Raw genomic sequence first — 15,585 nt, forward strand, 5'->3', positions numbered from 1 at the left:
CCTCCTCCAGCACCTCGCCGCCGAAGTTCTTCAGCAGCGCCTCCAGACCACCGTCGAAGCCCTGTCCGACAGCGGCGAACCGCCACACGTCCTTGAGGTAGATGTCACCGAGCATCACGGCCCGCTCGGTGGAGAACTCCGCGCCGTTGAACGAGTACCGCGCGACCTCCTCGCCGCCCGCCACGATGCGCAGGTAGCCGGGGGCGACCTGCGACATCTGCCCGGCGCCGTCGATGGTCGCGGTGAAGGACAGCTTGCGGATGTGCGAGGGGATCCGGTCCAGGGTGACCCGGAACGACTCCGTGTCGCCCGCCTGGGCACCCAGCAGTTGGAGGGACTCCTCGGGGGACTTCGGCTGGTTGAAGAAGACGAAGTACCGGTCGTCCGAGAGGCGCTCGTCGCCGTCCAGACCGAAGCAGCTGATGTCGAAGGTCAGTCCGGGGGCGGAGATCTGCACGCCTACGTACAGATCCGTGCCCGCCGTGAGGTCACTGATCCTGGCCTTGTGGCCCCGTTGGAATTCCCTGGCCATGCGTGAAGACCGTCCCCCATCCCGAATGTGAGTGCGTCGCGCCAGGCTAACGGCAAAGTCCGACAACGGACGCAGCCGGTACAGACCCGGTACACAACGCGCGCAGGGGGCGGACGTACGGCCTCCGGCTCACTCCCCGCGCGCGCTGGGCACATGCGGCAGCCGTTCGGCCGCGACGACCCCTTCGAGATAGCCACGGGCCCGCTCGGTACGCGGATAGGCCTCCAAGAGCCGCCAGAAGTCCGGCCCATGACCGGGCACCAGCAGATGCGCCAGCTCATGGCAGAGCACGTAGTCGACGACGTACTCGGGCATCCCCTGCAGCCGGTGCGAGAGCCGGATGCTGCCCTCGGCCGGCGTGCACGAACCCCAGCGGGTGTTCTGATTGGTGACCCAGCGCACGGAGGCGGGGCGCGCCCGGCCGTCGAAGTACTGCGCCGACAGCCGCTCGGCACGCTCGGCCAGCTCGGCGTCGCCGAGGACCCGTTTGCTCTCCTGGGCGGCGAGTTTGTCGAGCATGACGGTGATCCAGCGCTGCTCCTCCGCCTTGGACATCCGGGCGGGGATCAGTACGACGGTGCGATCGCCCTCGCGGTACGCGGAGACCGTCCGGCGGCGCCGGGCACTCCTGCGGACCTCGATCGCGCTCGCCCCCGAGCCGCTGGGCGGCTGGCTCGTCGTGCTGCGCTGTGGCTTTCCGGCGCGGTGCAGTGGGTCGGCGGGCACGCCCCGACGTTACCCGGTGGGCCCGGGCAAAGTCCCGGCTCCGGGACGGTTCGCTGCCGATCCCCCACCATGCGTCTGATTCCTATGATTCCTACGACTGATCCGCACATCCGGTTTGTACGGCTCCGCTCCCGACCGGTTGTTCCCCTTCAGACAGGTTGATCCACTCCTGATCCGCTGATACGACAAACACCCCTGCCCTGTGGATAACTCCCGGCACGGGTCGGGCGGGCACGGCATGCTGGCAGTCGTCGGCGGGGCGTGACCGGCCCCACTCGGCGACGAGGACGTCCGGGGATCTTCCAGGAAGACTCCAGGGATGTTCCGGAGGATGCTTCAACGGACAGGGGGACAGTCATGCATCCGGTGATGAAGCCCGCGCTGCGGCGAGGCTGGCGGGACCGCGACACCGTGCAGTTCGGGATGACCCCGGCGCACGCGGTGACGCTGGGACCGGTGGACGCGACGACACGCGGCTTCCTGGATCTGCTCAACGGCACGCGCGGACTGCCGCTGCTGCGCGAGGAGGGCCACCGCATGGAACTGCCGGCCGACCGGGTCGACACCCTGCTGAAGCGGCTCACCCGGGCCGGCCTCGTCGACGACGCGCGCGGCGGCGGACCGGCCGCGGACGCGCTGCGCGCACAGGACCACGTCCTGCAGCGGCTGCGCCCGGACCTCACCTCGCTGTCCCTGACCACGGCCGAGCCGGGCGGTGCGTTCGCCTGCCTCGCCGCACGCCGCGCGCTCAGAGTGCGGGTGGAGGGCGCGGGACGGGTCGGCGCTGTGCTGGCATCGGTGCTGTCGGGCGCCGGCATCGGCGAGGTGGATGTGCGCGACACCGGACACGTGGAGCCCTGGGACGTGGCCCCGGGCGGCCTGCCCGCCGAGTCGGTCGGCGAGCGCCGCGACGCGGCGGCGCGGGCCGCCGTCCGCCGCGCGGCACCGGACCGCCCGCGGCGCCACGCCCACTCCCCCGGATCCGGCGCCCGCGAACCCGGCCTCTCCCTGGTGATCCTCACACCCCGCGACGACGTGAGCGTGTACGCGCCGGACCCGGTCGCGGCCGAGCCCCTGATGGCCTCCGGAACACCCCATCTGTACGCCGGTGTCGTGGAGGGCACGGGTGTCGTCGGACCGCTGGTCCTGCCCGGCGGGTCGGGCTGCGCCGGCTGTCTGCACTTCGACCGTGCGGACCGGGATCCGGCCTGGCCCCGGCTGATCGCCCAGTGGCGGTCCGCGCGGGCCCGCCGGGTCGGGGCCTGCGATCTGGCGCTGGCCACGGCGGTCGCCGGACTGGCCGCGGCACACGCGCTGGCCTTCCTCGACGGGCGGTCGCCGTCCGGCACCGGGGCCCGCTGGGAGGCGTCCCTGCCCGGCCTGGACTGGTCCGCCCGACCGGTCCGGCCGCATCCGGCGTGCGGGTGCGGTGCGGCGGAGAAATCCACCGGTAGAACCAGGAAGAAAGCCGGGAGGCAGGCCGGGGGTCAGGCCAAGGGGGAGCACGTCTCAACCAACGAGAAGCCACGCGCGACAATGGCGGTGCAACGGCCGTCGACGGAGCGACGATGCGAAACGGGCGCGGCGCGGCCGACTGGGACTTGGAGGGCGCATGTCTGATCTTCCCCGGAAGGCGGTCACCCGTACCGCCAAGCTCGCCGCGCTCCCGCTCGGCTTCGCCGGCCGGGCGACCTGGGGGCTGGGCAAGCGGATCGTGGGCGAGTCCGCGGAGATCGTCGGCAGGGAACTGCAACAGCGCACGGCGGAGCAGCTGTTCAAGGTGCTGGGCGAGCTGAAGGGCGGTGCGATGAAGTTCGGGCAGGCGCTGTCCGTCTTCGAGTCCGCGCTGCCCGAGGAGGTCGCCGGCCCCTACCGCGCCGCCTTGACCAAGCTCCAGGAAGCGGCCCCGCCGATGCCGACCCGCACCGTGCACGGCGTGCTGGAGCAGCGGCTGGGCCCGGGCTGGCGTGATCTGTTCGAGGAGTTCGAGGAAAAGCCGGCCGCCGCGGCCTCGATCGGGCAGGTGCACCGGGCGGTGTGGCACGACGGCCGCGAGGTGGCGGTCAAGGTCCAGTACCCCGGCGCCGGCGAGGCACTGATCTCCGACCTGGGCCAACTGAGCCGCTTCGCCCGTCTGTTGGGGCCCCTGATCCCCGGCATGGACATCAAGCCGCTGATCGCGGAACTGAAGGACCGCGTCTCCGAGGAACTGGACTACGCGCTGGAGGCCCAGGCGCAGTCCGTGCACGCGGAGGAGTTCGCCGACGACCCGGACGTGGTGGTCCCGGCGGTGGTGCACCAGTGCGAGCAGGTCCTGGTCACGGAGTGGATCGACGGGATCCCCCTGTCGGAGATCATCACGGACGGCACCGAGGAGCAGCGCGACCGCGCCGGCCAGCTGCTGGCCCGGTTCCTGTTCTCGGGCCCTGCCCGCACCGGCCTGCTGCACGCCGACCCCCACCCGGGGAACTTCCGTCTGCTGCCCGGGGGCCCGTCAGGCGAGGACGACTGGCGCCTCGGCGTCCTGGACTTCGGCACCGTCGACCGCCTCCCCGGCGGCCTGCCGACACCGATCGGCGTCTCCTTGCGGATGACACTGGACGGCGAGGCCGAGCCGGTCTACGAACTCCTCTGCGAGGAAGGGTTCGTGAAGGAGTCCATAGAGCTGGACCCCGACGCGGTGCTCGACTACCTGCTGCCGATCATCGAGCCGGCCCGCGTCGACTCCTTCACCTTCACCCGTAGCTGGATGCGCAGCCAGGCCGCCCGCATCGCCGACCCCCGCTCCCCCGCGTATCAGCTGGGCAAGCGGCTGAACCTGCCGCCGTCCTATCTGCTGATCCACCGGGTGACCTTGAGCACGATCGGTGTGCTGTGCCAGCTGGGCGCCACGGTGCGGCTCCGGGAGGAACTGGAGGAATGGCTGCCGGGGTTCGTCGAGGACGACCTGCCCGGCGAGGCCCTGCCCGGCGAGGAGCCGGCGGCGGAGGCCTGATCCGGCATGCCCTGAAGGGGCGGAGGGGAGGGGTGGGAGGGGGAGGGGGAGGGGGAGGGGGCCCGAAGGAAAAGGCTCACCACCAGGAAGAATCCAGCCGCCCCTCGATCGCCCTGAGGTTCTCCCGGGAGCAGATGTCGCAGAAGTACCGGCGGATGCCGTTCTCCACGGAGCAGGTCCAGGTGACCGGCTGGGGGCCGGCGGCGGGGGTGCCGCAGCGGGCGCAGGTGAGGGGAAGCCGGGGCTCCGTGGTGGAGCCGCCCTGATCACTGCCTCCGGGAGGACTCGTCACCCGGTGACGATAACTCCCGGACCGGCCGATCGTCGTACGCAACGCACTGCGGGGGCCGGTCCGTTCGGCCGGACGGCCCCCGCGGGGAAGTCTTCGCCTCCCTGGGCCGGGAGGCCACCGCTTCTCAGGTGTGATCGTTACTGCATGACGGCCTGGGCGAGCGCGCGGCGGGCGCGGAGCGAGGCGCGCTCGGCCCGGCGCTGCATCCGCTGGGCGACCACCAGGCGCAGGGCCCGGCGCTCTCTCCCGGCGTCATGGAGTCGCTCGTGCATATGCGCACGAGCCAGGGCTTCTTGCATGAGTTGCATCTCACGGTTCCTGTTCTGGCGCGCTTCGGTCGCGCCGGTGATGGGGAAGTCTGTGGTCGCGGAGCCTGTGGGCTCGCTGGTGGACGGCTTCATCGGGGCCTGCTTCTTGGGGTCGTGCGTGAGGGGGCGATCGATCGTTCCTGCGGTGTTCATGCCGTGACCGGGTTCTTCCGCGGGCGACCACGCGGCCGCTTCCGGGCGACGACGACACCCTGGACGAAGAGCTCGCCGCCCCAGACGCCCCAGGGCTCGCGCCGCTCCTTGGCGCCGGCGAGGCAGGCCTCGATCAGCGGGCAGGTGCGGCAGAGGGACTTGGCGTACTCGACGTCCGCCGGCGACTCGGCGAAGAAGACCTCCGGGTCGTAGGAGCGGCAGGGGACGGGTACGCCGAGGTTCTCGATGGCGTCGTCGAGCGCAGTGAGCGCGGTGAGGGGGATCAAGGTGGAGTCCTCCGTGAGGCCGGGCGGGGGGATCGTTTGCGAAGGCGGTACGGACGGGGCGTGCGCTTCGAGTTGCACGGTTGGTCTTCCTCGTCTGGTCGTTCCGGCCGGTTGACCGGGTGTCGGCTTGGTACCGGGTTCTTTTCTTGTCCCGAGGCCCCTTCGCTCCGTCTTCCCGCTTGAGGGAAAACAGAAGGGCCGCGGATCCCGGATGGGGTTCCGCGGCCCTGAAGGCGCCGGCCTGATCGGATCAGGCTGGATCACTCCAGGGTTCTGGCCCACGGAAGGCCCACATCAGGTGGTGCTGCGTCGTCTGCTTCCGGAATCCGGCACCGGCCGCCGCAAAGGCATAGGCATGTGCCTGTGCCGCTACCGCTTCCAGTGCCTTGGTCGGTCGCTCATTGCGCTCGCGGACGGGAAGACCCGCGAGGGCGAGGGAGGATGCCGGCCGGACGGCACGGATGCCGGACAGACCGGTGCCCTGGTTCGAGGCGCCGAGCATGCACGTGGAGACGGCCGAGCGATCGGTCAGTTTGGCCGAGCTGATGGTGCTGGTGTTGATGCTGATCACTGGACTCGCCTCCTCTCGGCGTCTTGGGGACCGGCGCAAACCAGTCCGTTCGGATGTGCAAGTACATCACGGAGCCGGGCCCTTGGAGAAGGCCGCTGCTTCCGTGCCTAGAACCTATGGGGATTGCTGGGGCATGCGCAAACTATTTTTTCGACGAGTTCGCATCAGTCGTCCCCGTCGCCTTCCTTGATGTCCTGACCTGCACAGATGGCCAGAACGTCAGCCCCGTAGCTGCGCAGCTTGCGGTTGAGGACGCCGGAGATGCGGGAGAGTTCGGCGGAGTTCTCCGGCCGGGCCTCGGCGATGGCCATGAGGGTTCGGTCGGTGAAGACGCAGAAGTCCGGCTGTCCGCTGCGCTCGGCCTGGACGGCCCGCCACTCGCGGAGGCGTTCGTAGAGCCCTTCGTCCATGTCCGAGGGGCAGTCCTCGCAGCGCATCAGCTTCATCTCGCCCGCCTCGGTGAGCGTTCGTCCGCAGACCCGGCAGCGGGCGGGGGTGCGCTGGGCGCGTCGCGGTACGGCGGCGGTGTCGCGGCTGGTGCCCCGTTCGACGCCCGCCGCGGCGCCGGTGCCGGTGTGGCCGGCCGTGGCGGTGGTGCCGTGCCGTAGGCCGTCGAGGAAGCGGCTGGGCCGGCGGTTGGGGCGTCCGCCGGGTGAGCGGGACAGGGCCCAGGAAACATGGAGGCGTTCCCGCGCACGGGTGACGCCGACGTAGAGGAGCCGGCGTTCCTCCTCGATCTGCTCGTCGGTCTTGGCGTAGGTGATGGGCAGCATGCCCTCGGCGACACCGACCAGGAAGACAACGTCCCACTCCAGGCCCTTGGCCGCGTGCAGGGAGGCGAGGGTGACGCCCTGGACCGTGGGGGCGTGCTGGGCGCCCGCCCGCTCGTCCAGTTCCGCGACGAAGTCGGCGAGGGTCGCCTTCGGGCTGGCGGCGGCGAGGTCGTGCGCGAGGTTGACCAGGGCGGCCAGGGACTCCCAGCGCTCTCTGACGGCGCCGGAGCCGGCCGGGGGCTCGCTGGTCCAGCCCTCCCCGGAGAGGACGGCACGCACCTGGGAGGGCAGGTCGACGGCGTCGTCCAGCAGCGAGTCGTTGCCGCCGAAGCGGGCCGCGCCGCGCAGGGCGAGGCCGGCCTTGCGGACCTCGGGCCGGTCGAAGAAGCGCTCGGCGCCGCGCAGCTGGTAGGGGACGCCGGCGTCGGCGAGGGCCTGTTCATAGGTTTCGGACTGGGCGTTCGTACGAAACAGGACGGCGATCTCGGCGGCGGGGACGCCCGCGTCGATCAGTTCGCGGATGCGGCGGGCGGCGCCTTCGGCCTCGGCGGGTTCGTCGGTGTACTCGGTGTGGACGGGCTCGGGGCCGGGGGGGCGCTGGGAGACGAGTTCCAGCCGGTGGTCGGCGGCTCGGCCGCGGGCCTGGGCGAGCAGGCCGTTGGCGAGGCGGACCACCTGGGGGGTGGAGCGGTAGTCCCGGACCAGTTTCACGACGGTGGCGCCCGGGTGCCTGGCCCGGAAGTCGAGGAGGTGGTCGGGGGTTGCTCCCGTGAACGAGTAGATGGTCTGGCTGGCGTCGCCGACGACGCACAGGTTGTCGCGGTCGCCGAGCCACAGCTCCAGCAGGCGCTGCTGCAGTGGGCTGACGTCCTGGTACTCGTCCACGACGAAGTGCTGGTACTGCGCGCGGACCTGTTCGGCGATGTCGTGCCGGTCCTGGAGGATGGCGACGGTCAGCAGCAGGACGTCCTCGAAGTCGATCACCGCGCGGTCGCGTTTGAGGTCTTCGTAGGCCGCGTAGAGGTGTGCGATCTCGGCGGGGTCGCGGGGGGCCTCGCGGTCGGCCTTCGCAGCTGCGTAGGGGTAGTCGGCGGGGACGGTCTGGGTGACCTTGGACCATTCGATTTCCGCGGTCACATCGCGCAGCTCGCCGCGGTCGAGCCGGGTGCCGCAGGCGGCGGCCGCGTCGGCGACGAGTTGGAGCTTGCGGTCGATGAGCCGGGGCATGCCACCACCGATCGCTTTCGGCCAGAAGTACTGGAGCTGGCGCAGGGCGGCGGAGTGGAAGGTGCGGGCCTGGACGCCGTGGGCGCCGAGCTGGCGCAGCCGGCCGCGCATCTCTCCGGCGGCGCGGTTGGTGAAGGTGACGGCGAGCACGCTGGAGGGCTGCAGGATCCCGGCGCGCACCCCGTAGGCGATACGGTGCGTGATCGCCCGGGTCTTGCCCGTGCCCGCCCCGGCCAGGACGCACACCGGGCCGTGCAGGGCGGTCGCCACCGCGCGCTGCTCGGGGTCGAGCCCTTCGAGCACCGCGTCGGCCGAGTCCGGTGCCTGCGGGAAGAGGGTGGAGTGCGTTGCTGCTGTCACACCGCAATGCTGCCAGGTCGTCCGGGACTGCCGTGGCGGTTGTCCACAGGCGGGCGGGCTTTGTCGTACTAATGCGGCAGGTGTCACAGCAGCCTGTGGACAACGGGGTGACAGGGCGCATACCCCCGGTGGGAATGGCGGGCCCGTCGCGTACGTTCTCTCCCCGGACGACCTTTTCCGAGCTGCCTGAGGAGCGCGAGAGACATGCAGGGCACTGTGACGATGTACAGCACGACTTGGTGCGGCTACTGCCAGCGGCTGAAGAAGCAGCTGGAGCGGGAGGGCATCGCCTACACCGAGATCAACATCGAGCAGGACCCGGAGTCCGCCGCGTTCGTGGAGAAGGCGAACGGCGGAAACCAGACGGTCCCGACCGTGCTCTTCGCGGACGGCAGCACGCTGACGAACCCGTCGCTGGCTCAGGTGAAGCAGAAGCTGGCCGCGTAAGGTCCGCGCTGCCGGACGGCGGTTCCCGAGCCCCCTGGGGTTCAGGAACCGCCGTTTCGCGTCTTGTCCCACACGAGGACGTACCGCCACAGCAGCCTGCGCCGGAAGCGGCAGCCCGGCAGCAGACGGCGGGCGGCCGCGCGGGCCTCGCCCCAGTGCATGGCGGAGTCCTCCGCCGGCATGCCGGCGGGGCCGCGTTTGCCGCCGTGCGCGCGGGCGTACAGAAGGCTCACCGGCAGTCCGCAGCCGCTGATCACCCAGTCCAGCGGTGTGTGGTTGTACGCCATCCCGACGACGACCAGTCGGCCGCCGGGCGCGACCAGCCGGGTCAGGCCGCCGATCGCGTCCTCGAAGCGGGCGTGGTGCACGACAGCGACGGCGCTGACGAAGTCGTAGCCGTCCGTGGGGAGCGAGGCGCCGTCGAGGTAGTCGGCCTCGACGAAGGTGACGTTCCCCGGCTGCCGGGCGCGGGCCTGCCGGATCATCTCAGGCGAACGGTCCACGCCCGTGACCGTCCGCACGCGGGCGGCGAGCTTGCGGGCCAGGAGGCCGTCGCCGCAGCCGACGTCCAGGGCCGTGCGGCAGCCGTCGGGTACGGCCGCCAGCACCGCCCGGTGGTAGTGGACGTTGTGGTTCCAGTACGGGTCGCCGGTCATCGGGGGTGTCTTCAGACGAAGCTTCGTGTCGGCAGCGGCTTGCCGTACCACATCTCGATCAGGCGGGCCGCGATGGAGATGCCGTAGGGCGGCATCACCTCGCCGGATTCGAAGGCGTCGTGCAGTTCCTCGCGGGAGAACCAGCGGGCCTCGTGGATCTCGTCGCCGTCGACATCGATCTCGGTGGACGTGGCACGCGCCATGAAGCCGAGCATCAGGCTGGACGGGAAGGGCCAGGGCTGGCTGGCCACGTACTCCACCGAGCCGATGGTGACACCGACCTCCTCGGACACCTCGCGGCGCACCGCCTGCTCGATGGACTCGCCGGGCTCGACGAAACCGGCGAGCGTGGAGAAGCGTCCCTCGGGCCAGTGCACCTGGCGGCCGAGCAGGATGCGGTCGTCCGCGTCGGTGACGGCCATGATCACGGCCGGGTCGGTGCGCGGGTAGTGCTCGGCACCGCAGGCCGGGCAGCGGCGGATGTGGCCGGCGGCGGCGATGACCGTGCGCTCGCCGCAGCGGGAGCAGAAGCGGTGGGTGCGCTGCCAGTTCTCCAGGCCGACCGCGTGCACCATGAGCCCGGCGTCGCGCGGCGACAGCAGCAGGCCCGCCTCCCGCAGGCCGGCGGGGCGCGCGGACTGGTCGATGCGGCCGGGCAGCGCGTCCTTCTGCAGCGCGAAGTAGCTGACGCCGTCCTCGTCTATGCCGAGGAAGTAGCGGTGCGCCTCGGTGAGCGGGGCCTCGAAGGAGGGCGTCATGACGAGTTCGGTACGGCCGTCCGGGGTCTCGTCGATGAGCACCTGGCCGCCGGAGACGACGAAGCAGCGGGTCGTGGGGTGGCTCCATGCCGCCGCGAGCCAGGCTTCGTCGAGCCGGTGGTGGGCGGCGCGGTCGATGCCGCTCGGGGCGGTCAGTGAGATGGGACGGTCGGCTGTGTCGTCGGTCCAGGTGGTCACGGGTGCTTCCAACTCCCCCAGTGCAGCGGTTCGTTCGGCGGGCGGTTCGGCGGGGCGTTCGGCGTGGGGCACCGGGCCGGATGGGGCGGGCGGGCGGGGCGGTTCCTCCAGTGTGCCCCGGGCGCGGTGCCCTCCCGTGCGGCGCCGGTCCGGTCAGGGCGTGGGACGCCAGTTCTCGGCCAGGTCACCCCACAGATAGGCGCTGGTCTCGACGCCCTTGAGGAGGAGATCCAGTTCGACCTTCTCGTCGGGGGCGTGCCAGCCGTCGGAGGGGACGGAGATGCCCAGGAAGAGCACGGGGGCTCCGAGGACTTCCTGGAGGTCGGCGGCGGGCCCGGAGCCGCCTTCGCGCGTGTAGCGGACCGGTGCCTCGAAGGCGCGGCCCATGGCGCGGGCCACGGACTGCAGGGCGGGGTGGTCGAGCGGGGTCAGGCACGGGCGCGTGGCCGGGCCGAAGTCGATCTCGCAGCGGATCCCGGCCGGCACCTGTTCGGCGGCCCAGGCGCGCACGGCCTTCTCGATGTGCTCGGGCTCCTGGCCGGCGACCAGCCGGAACGACAGCTTCACCAGGGCCGAGGACGGGATGATCGTCTTGCTGCCGGGGCCCTGGTAGCCACCGCCGATGCCGTTGACCTCGGCGGTCGGGCGGGCCCAGATCCGCTCCAGGGTGGTGTGCCCGGCCTCGCCGTGGGCGGCGCGGGACTTGGCCGTGTGCAGCCAGCTTTCCTCGTCGAAGGGCAGTTCGGCGAACAGCTCGCGTTCGCGGTCGGTCAGCTCGACGACGCCGTCGTAGAAGCCGGGGATCGCCACGCGCGCGTGCTCGTCGTGCAGGGCGGCGACCAGGCGGGCGATCGCGGTGGCCGGGTTGGGCACCGCGCCGCCGAAGGAGCCGGAGTGGATGTCCTGGTCGGGGCCGTACAGGCGGATCTCGCACTCGGCGAGGCCGCGCATGCCCGTGCACACGGTCGGGGTGTCCTCGGACCACATGCCGGTGTCGGAGACGATCACGGCGTCGGCGGCGAGCCGCTCGACGTGCTCCTCGACCAGGGCCCGGAAGTGCGGGGAGCCGGACTCCTCCTCGCCCTCGATGAGCAGCTTCAGGCTGACGGCGGGGGCGGTGCGGCCGGTGGCGGCGAGGTGGGCGCGGACGCCGAGTGTGTGGAAGAACACCTGGCCCTTGTCGTCGGCCGCCCCGCGCGCGTAGAGCCGGTTTTCGCGGACGACGGGCTCGAAGGGGTCGCTGTTCCAGCCGTCCTCGCGGGCGGCGGGCTGCACGTCGTGGTGGCCGTAGACGAGGACGGTGGGGGCCTCGGGGTCGCCGGAGGGCCACTCGGCGAAGACGGCGGGGGCGCCGGGGGTCTGCCAGACCTCGACCGTGGGGAAGCCGGTCTCCTTGAGCTTGGCGGCGAGCCAGTCCGCGCTGCGCCGTACGTCGGCCGCGTGGGCGGGCAGGGCCGACACGGAGGGGATGCGCAGCCATGCGGCGAGGTCGTCGAGGAAGGCCGTGCGGTGCTGCGCGATGTACGTGCGGACGGCGCTGTCCGGGGTCTGGCTCATGCTCACGAGCCTATCGGCCCGCACCGACATCCTCGGCGGGCGGTTCGTCACACTCAGGTCGCCTTGTGTGCCGTTCCGGCGTCTTGCGTGAGGAGCCGTTCCAGGGCGGCCCGGTCCGGCAGGTTCCGCGGCCGTACGATCTCGCCGCTGCGCACGTACAGGAAGGCGGCCGTGACCGACTCGGGGGGCACGCCCTGCTGCTCGGCCCAAGCCAGCCGGTACACGGCGAGCTGGAGCGGGTCGGCGGCGCGGACGCGGCTGGTCTTCCAGTCGACGATCTCGTACGTCGTCTCGTCGCCGCAGCCGTTTCTGTAGACCGCGTCGATCCGGCCGCGTACGACGCGCCCGGCGAGGGCGAGCTGGAAGGGGGCCTCGACCCGGTATGGGGTGCGCTGGGCGTACGGGCTGCGTTCGAAGGCCTCTTTCAGGGCTTCCAGGTCCGCCTCGTCGGCGATCTCGGCGTCGCTGCCGGGCAGCTCGTCGGGTTCCAGCAGGGGCAGGGTCAGTTCCTCGAAGCGGGCCTCGACCCAGGCGTGGAAGCGCGTGCCCCGGCGCGCGGCCGGTTGCGGGGGCCGCGGCATGGGGCGCGCGAGTTCCTGTGCGAGCCCGTCGGGGTCCTCGGCCAGCAGCATCAGCTGGGACGCGGTGAGTGTGGCGGGCAGGGGGACGTCCGTGACGGCCTGCCGGGCGCGCAGCAGCTCTCCGGTGAGCGCGTCCAGGTCGCGGTCCCAGGAGGCGATGGTGCGGGTCTCCTCCGGGGTGAGGTGCGTGTGCGGCGGCGGCTCGGCGGAGCCGGGGAGGTGCTGGGGGGCGGGCGCCTGGCGCGGCACCGTGGGCCGGACGGTGTCCCAGGTGTCCCGGCCGGCGGGGCCGGCCGGATCGTCCGCGGCAGGTGTGTCCGTGTCGTACGGGGGCTCCTGGTCCGGGAAGGCGTCCTCGGCGTACGGTCCCTGCACGTACGACCCGTCCGCGTACGTCCCCTCCGCGTACGTCCCCTCTGCATACGGCCCCTCCGCGTACGGCGCGTCCTCGTCGTACGGGAAGCCCTCGGCGTACAGATCGTCGTCGTACGGCTCTTCCGGCGGTGCCGGCCAGTCCGGGTCGTCGAAGGCGGCGGGGTCGTGGGCGGCCGGCGGGTGGCCGGGGTCCTGGGCGAGGGCGTCCAGGTGGGCGAGGACGGTCTCGGCGGCCGCGCGGCGGCGGGCCAGGGCGGCCTCGTCCAGCGGGAGCGGCCACGCCTGGTCGGCTCGCGCCGCGTGCAGGGCCGGGTTCTCCTCGTCCTCGGCGGGCTCGTCGGCCCACTGCTCGATCTCGCCGTACCCCGCGGCGCAGTGCTCGTACAGGGCCTGGAGAAAGCCGGACGGGCCGCGCGGCCTCTTCTGGCTGGGTCCCCACCAGTGGCCGGAGCCGAGCAGGAGGGAGCGGGGGCGGGTGAAGGTGACGTAGCCGAGTCGGAGTTCCTCGGTGTGCTGGTGGTCCTTCATGGACTCGTGGAAGGCCTTCATGCCGCGCGCGTCCCAGCTCTCGACGTCGGGCAGGGTGTCGGTGTCGCCGCGCAGGGCGTGCGGCACCACCTTGGCCTGTGCCGTCCACTTCTCGCGGCCCTGGGCACTGGGGAACGTCCCCTCGACCAGTCCGGGGACGGCCACGACGTCCCACTCCAGGCCCTTGGACTTGTGGGCGGTGAGCACCTTGACGGTGTTCTCGCCGCCGGGCAGGGCGTTGTCGAGGCCCTTCTCGTACTGGGCGGCGGTGCGCAGGAAGCCGAGGAAAGCGAGCAGGGTGGCCTCGCCGTCGCCCGCCGCGAAGGAGGCGGCGATGTCCAGGAAGTTGGAGAGGGTCTCGCGGCGGCGGGCGGCCAGGGCGTGCGGCGACGCCGACAGCTCCACCTCCAGGCCGGTGACGGCGAGCACGCGGTGCAGGACGTCCATCAGCGGGTCGGACAGGGAGCGGCGCAGGTCGCGCAGTTCGGCGGCCAGGCGGGCGAAGCGCACGCGCGCGTCCGCGGAGAACGGCAGTCCGTCGTCGCCGCCCTCCTCGAAGTCGCCCTCCGCCGGCGTCTCCAGGAAGGTGTCGAGGGCGTCGGCGAGCGATATCACCTCGGCCGGGTCGATCCCCTCGACGGCGGCGGCGAGCCGGCGGTCCGGGTCGTCGGTGTCGCCCACGCGCGCGTGGGCGACCAGCAGCCGGGCGCGGCGGCCCAGCAGGGCGAGGTCGCGGGGGCCGATGCGCCAGCGCGGGCCGGTCAACAGGCGCACCAGGGAGGCGTTGGCACCGGGGTCCTGGAGCACCTCGCAGACGGCGACGAGGTCGGCGACCTCGGGCAGGTGCAGCAGTCCGGACAGGCCGACCACCTCGACGGGGATGTCCCGGGCCACGAGGGCGCCCTGGATCTCGGCGAAGTCGGTCGCCGTACGGCACAGCACGGCGATCTCGCCGGGGGCCGTGCCGGTGTGCACGAGGTGGGCGATCGAGTCGGCGAGCCAGTCGATCTCCTCGGCGTGGGTGCGCAGCAGGGCGCAGCGGACGGTGCCGTCGCGCTCGGCGCCGGGTGCCGGGCGGAGGGCCTCCACGCCCGCGTGCATGGCGCGCAGGGGTTCGGCGAGGCCGTTGGCGAGGTCGAGGAGGCGGCCGCCGCTGCGACGGTTCTCGCTGAGCGCCTGCCGGGTGGCGGGGCGGCCGCCGGCCTGGGCGAAGTGCGCGGGGAAGTCGTCGAGGTTGGCGACGGAGGCGCCGCGCCAGCCGTAGATGGCCTGGCAGGGGTCGCCGACCGCGGTGACCGGGTGGCCGGTGCCGCCGCCGAACAGGCCTGCCAGCAGCACGCGTTGGGCCACGGAGGTGTCCTGGTACTCGTCCAGGAGCACCACGCGGAACTCCTCGCGCAGCAGGCGGCCGACCTCGGGCACGCGCGCGAGGCGGGCGGACAGGGCGATCTGGTCGCCGAAGTCGAGCAGGTCGCGCTCGCGTTTGGCGGTCCGGTAGCGCTGGACGAGGTCGGCGAGTTCGCGGCGGGCGGCGGCCGTGTCGGGGACCTTGCGCAGGTCGGCGTTGGTGAGTTTGGCGCCCTGGAGGGTGTGCAGCAGGTCGGCGTCCCAGGCGCGCAGTTCCTCGGGGCCGACGAGGTGTTCGGCGAGCTCGGAGTCGAGGGCGAGCAAGTCGCTGACGAGGTCGGCGAAGGAGCGGGTCAACGCGGGGTAAGGGCCGGGTGCCTCGCGCAGCACGCGTGCGGCGAGCTGGTAGCGGGTGGCGTCGGCGAGCAGCCGGGAGGTGGGCTCCAGGCCGATGCGCAGGCCGTGGTCGGTGAGCAGGCGGCCGGCGAAGGCGTGGTAGGTCGAGATCACCGGCTCGCCGGGCGGGTTGTCCGGGTCGATGACATCGGGATCGGTGACGCCGGCCTTGATCAGCGCCTTGCGGACACGTTCGGCCAGCTCGCCGGCGGCCTTGTTGGTGAAGGTCAGGCCGAGGACCTGTTCGGGGGCGACCTGCCCGGTGCCGACCAGCCAGACCACGCGAGCGGCCATCACGGTGGTCTTGCCGGACCCGGCTCCGGCCACGATCACCTGCGGGGCGGGCGGCGCGGTGATGCAGGCCGTCTGCTCCGGGGTGAACGGGATGCCAAGGAGCTCCTTGAGCTGCTCGGGGTCGGTGATACGGGCGGGCATGTCGCAAAAGGCTAGCGGCGGGCACTGACAATCGAGGCCGGATCGACCCCGCGGGGAGAAAGAAGCGCAGGTCAGCACCTGTG

14 protein-coding genes are annotated in these 15,585 nt (G+C 72.2%); 3 read left to right on the forward strand and 11 right to left on the reverse strand.

The window, feature by feature from the left end; genetic code table 11:
- Together LE548_RS21185 and LE548_RS21190 are read right to left on the reverse strand one after the other, a co-directional pair.
- On the reverse strand, positions 1-532 hold a 532-nt coding region (locus LE548_RS21185; RefSeq protein ID WP_225098488.1), incomplete at its 3' end, for a TerD family protein.
- Between the two features lie 129 nt (positions 533-661).
- Positions 662-1,258 carry a M48 family metallopeptidase gene (locus LE548_RS21190; protein ID WP_225098489.1) on the reverse strand — a complete coding sequence of 199 codons (597 nt, stop codon included), beginning with the start codon at positions 1,256-1,258 and terminating at the stop codon, positions 662-664.
- Between the two features lie 357 nt (positions 1,259-1,615).
- Here LE548_RS21190 and LE548_RS21195 point away from each other — a divergent pair, with 357 nt between their 5' ends.
- The gene (locus LE548_RS21195; protein WP_225098490.1) at positions 1,616-2,878 is read left to right on the forward strand and encodes a TOMM precursor leader peptide-binding protein; all 1,263 of its coding nucleotides are present in this window, start codon (positions 1,616-1,618) and stop codon (positions 2,876-2,878) included.
- The gene (locus LE548_RS21200; protein ID WP_225098491.1) at positions 2,871-4,253 is read left to right on the forward strand and encodes an AarF/ABC1/UbiB kinase family protein; all 1,383 of its coding nucleotides are present in this window, start codon (positions 2,871-2,873) and stop codon (positions 4,251-4,253) included. The genes LE548_RS21195 and LE548_RS21200 overlap by 8 nt, the downstream gene beginning before the upstream one ends.
- Positions 4,254-4,329: 76 nt before the next feature.
- Here the strand turns inward: LE548_RS21200 and LE548_RS21205 are convergent, their stop codons facing one another.
- The 5 genes from LE548_RS21205 to LE548_RS21225 all read right to left on the reverse strand — a co-directional run bounded on the left by LE548_RS21205 (position 4,330) and on the right by LE548_RS21225 (position 8,224).
- Positions 4,330-4,545, reverse strand: coding sequence for a hypothetical protein (locus LE548_RS21205; RefSeq protein ID WP_225098492.1), 216 nt, complete (start codon positions 4,543-4,545; stop codon positions 4,330-4,332).
- 137 nt (positions 4,546-4,682) lie between these two features.
- On the reverse strand, positions 4,683-5,006 hold the full coding sequence (locus LE548_RS21210; RefSeq protein ID WP_225098493.1) for a hypothetical protein: 324 nt from the start codon (positions 5,004-5,006) through the stop codon (positions 4,683-4,685).
- Positions 5,003-5,371 (reverse strand): WhiB family transcriptional regulator, encoded by a 369-nt coding sequence (locus LE548_RS21215; RefSeq protein WP_053664703.1) that lies wholly within the window; start codon positions 5,369-5,371, stop codon positions 5,003-5,005. The genes LE548_RS21210 and LE548_RS21215 overlap by 4 nt, the downstream gene beginning before the upstream one ends.
- Before the next feature lie 172 nt (positions 5,372-5,543).
- Positions 5,544-5,864, reverse strand: coding sequence for a hypothetical protein (locus tag LE548_RS21220; protein WP_225098494.1), 321 nt, complete (start codon positions 5,862-5,864; stop codon positions 5,544-5,546).
- Positions 5,865-6,028: 164 nt separating this feature from the next.
- Positions 6,029-8,224, reverse strand: a complete 2,196-nt coding sequence (locus tag LE548_RS21225) for an ATP-dependent DNA helicase UvrD2 (protein ID WP_225098495.1) — start codon at positions 8,222-8,224, stop codon at positions 6,029-6,031.
- Between the two features lie 204 nt (positions 8,225-8,428).
- Here LE548_RS21225 and LE548_RS21230 point away from each other — a divergent pair, with 204 nt between their 5' ends.
- Positions 8,429-8,671: a mycoredoxin gene (locus LE548_RS21230; protein ID WP_225098496.1), complete on the forward strand. Its 243-nt coding sequence runs from the start codon at positions 8,429-8,431 to the stop codon at positions 8,669-8,671.
- Positions 8,672-8,712: 41 nt separating this feature from the next.
- On the opposite strand, the gene LE548_RS21235 is transcribed toward LE548_RS21230, so the two are convergent.
- The 4 genes from LE548_RS21235 to LE548_RS21250 form a co-directional block, all read right to left on the reverse strand.
- Positions 8,713-9,327, reverse strand: a complete 615-nt coding sequence (locus LE548_RS21235) for a class I SAM-dependent methyltransferase (protein WP_225098497.1) — start codon at positions 9,325-9,327, stop codon at positions 8,713-8,715.
- An 11-nt stretch (positions 9,328-9,338) separates the two neighbouring features.
- Entirely contained in the window at positions 9,339-10,283 is a 945-nt protein-coding gene (gene nudC / locus LE548_RS21240; protein ID WP_225098498.1) for an NAD(+) diphosphatase, read from the reverse strand.
- Positions 10,284-10,436: 153 nt separating this feature from the next.
- Positions 10,437-11,840 (reverse strand): dipeptidase, encoded by a 1,404-nt coding sequence (locus tag LE548_RS21245; protein ID WP_225098499.1) that lies wholly within the window; start codon positions 11,838-11,840, stop codon positions 10,437-10,439.
- Positions 11,841-11,893: 53 nt separating this feature from the next.
- Positions 11,894-15,502, reverse strand: coding sequence for an ATP-dependent DNA helicase (locus LE548_RS21250; protein ID WP_225098500.1), 3,609 nt, complete (start codon positions 15,500-15,502; stop codon positions 11,894-11,896).
- Between the last annotated feature and the right edge of the window lie 83 nt (positions 15,503-15,585).

Source organism: Streptomyces sp. CoH27, from assembly GCF_020181035.1.
Taxonomy (GTDB): domain Bacteria; phylum Actinomycetota; class Actinomycetes; order Streptomycetales; family Streptomycetaceae; genus Streptomyces; species Streptomyces camelliae.

Bases quoted from the DNA above. Each gene is read 5' to 3' on its own strand.
- LE548_RS21230 (WP_225098496.1), top strand. From the start codon at position 8,429: ATGCAGGGCACTGTGACGATGTACAGCACGACTTGGTGCGGCTACTGC.
- LE548_RS21200 (WP_225098491.1), top strand. From the start codon at position 2,871: ATGTCTGATCTTCCCCGGAAGGCGGTCACCCGTACCGCCAAGCTCGCC.
- LE548_RS21245 (WP_225098499.1), bottom strand. From the start codon at position 11,840: ATGAGCCAGACCCCGGACAGCGCCGTCCGCACGTACATCGCGCAGCAC.
- LE548_RS21210 (WP_225098493.1), bottom strand. From the start codon at position 5,006: ATGAACACCGCAGGAACGATCGATCGCCCCCTCACGCACGACCCCAAG.
- LE548_RS21250 (WP_225098500.1), bottom strand. From the start codon at position 15,502: ATGCCCGCCCGTATCACCGACCCCGAGCAGCTCAAGGAGCTCCTTGGC.
- LE548_RS21195 (WP_225098490.1), top strand. From the start codon at position 1,616: ATGCATCCGGTGATGAAGCCCGCGCTGCGGCGAGGCTGGCGGGACCGC.
- LE548_RS21235 (WP_225098497.1), bottom strand. From the start codon at position 9,327: ATGACCGGCGACCCGTACTGGAACCACAACGTCCACTACCACCGGGCG.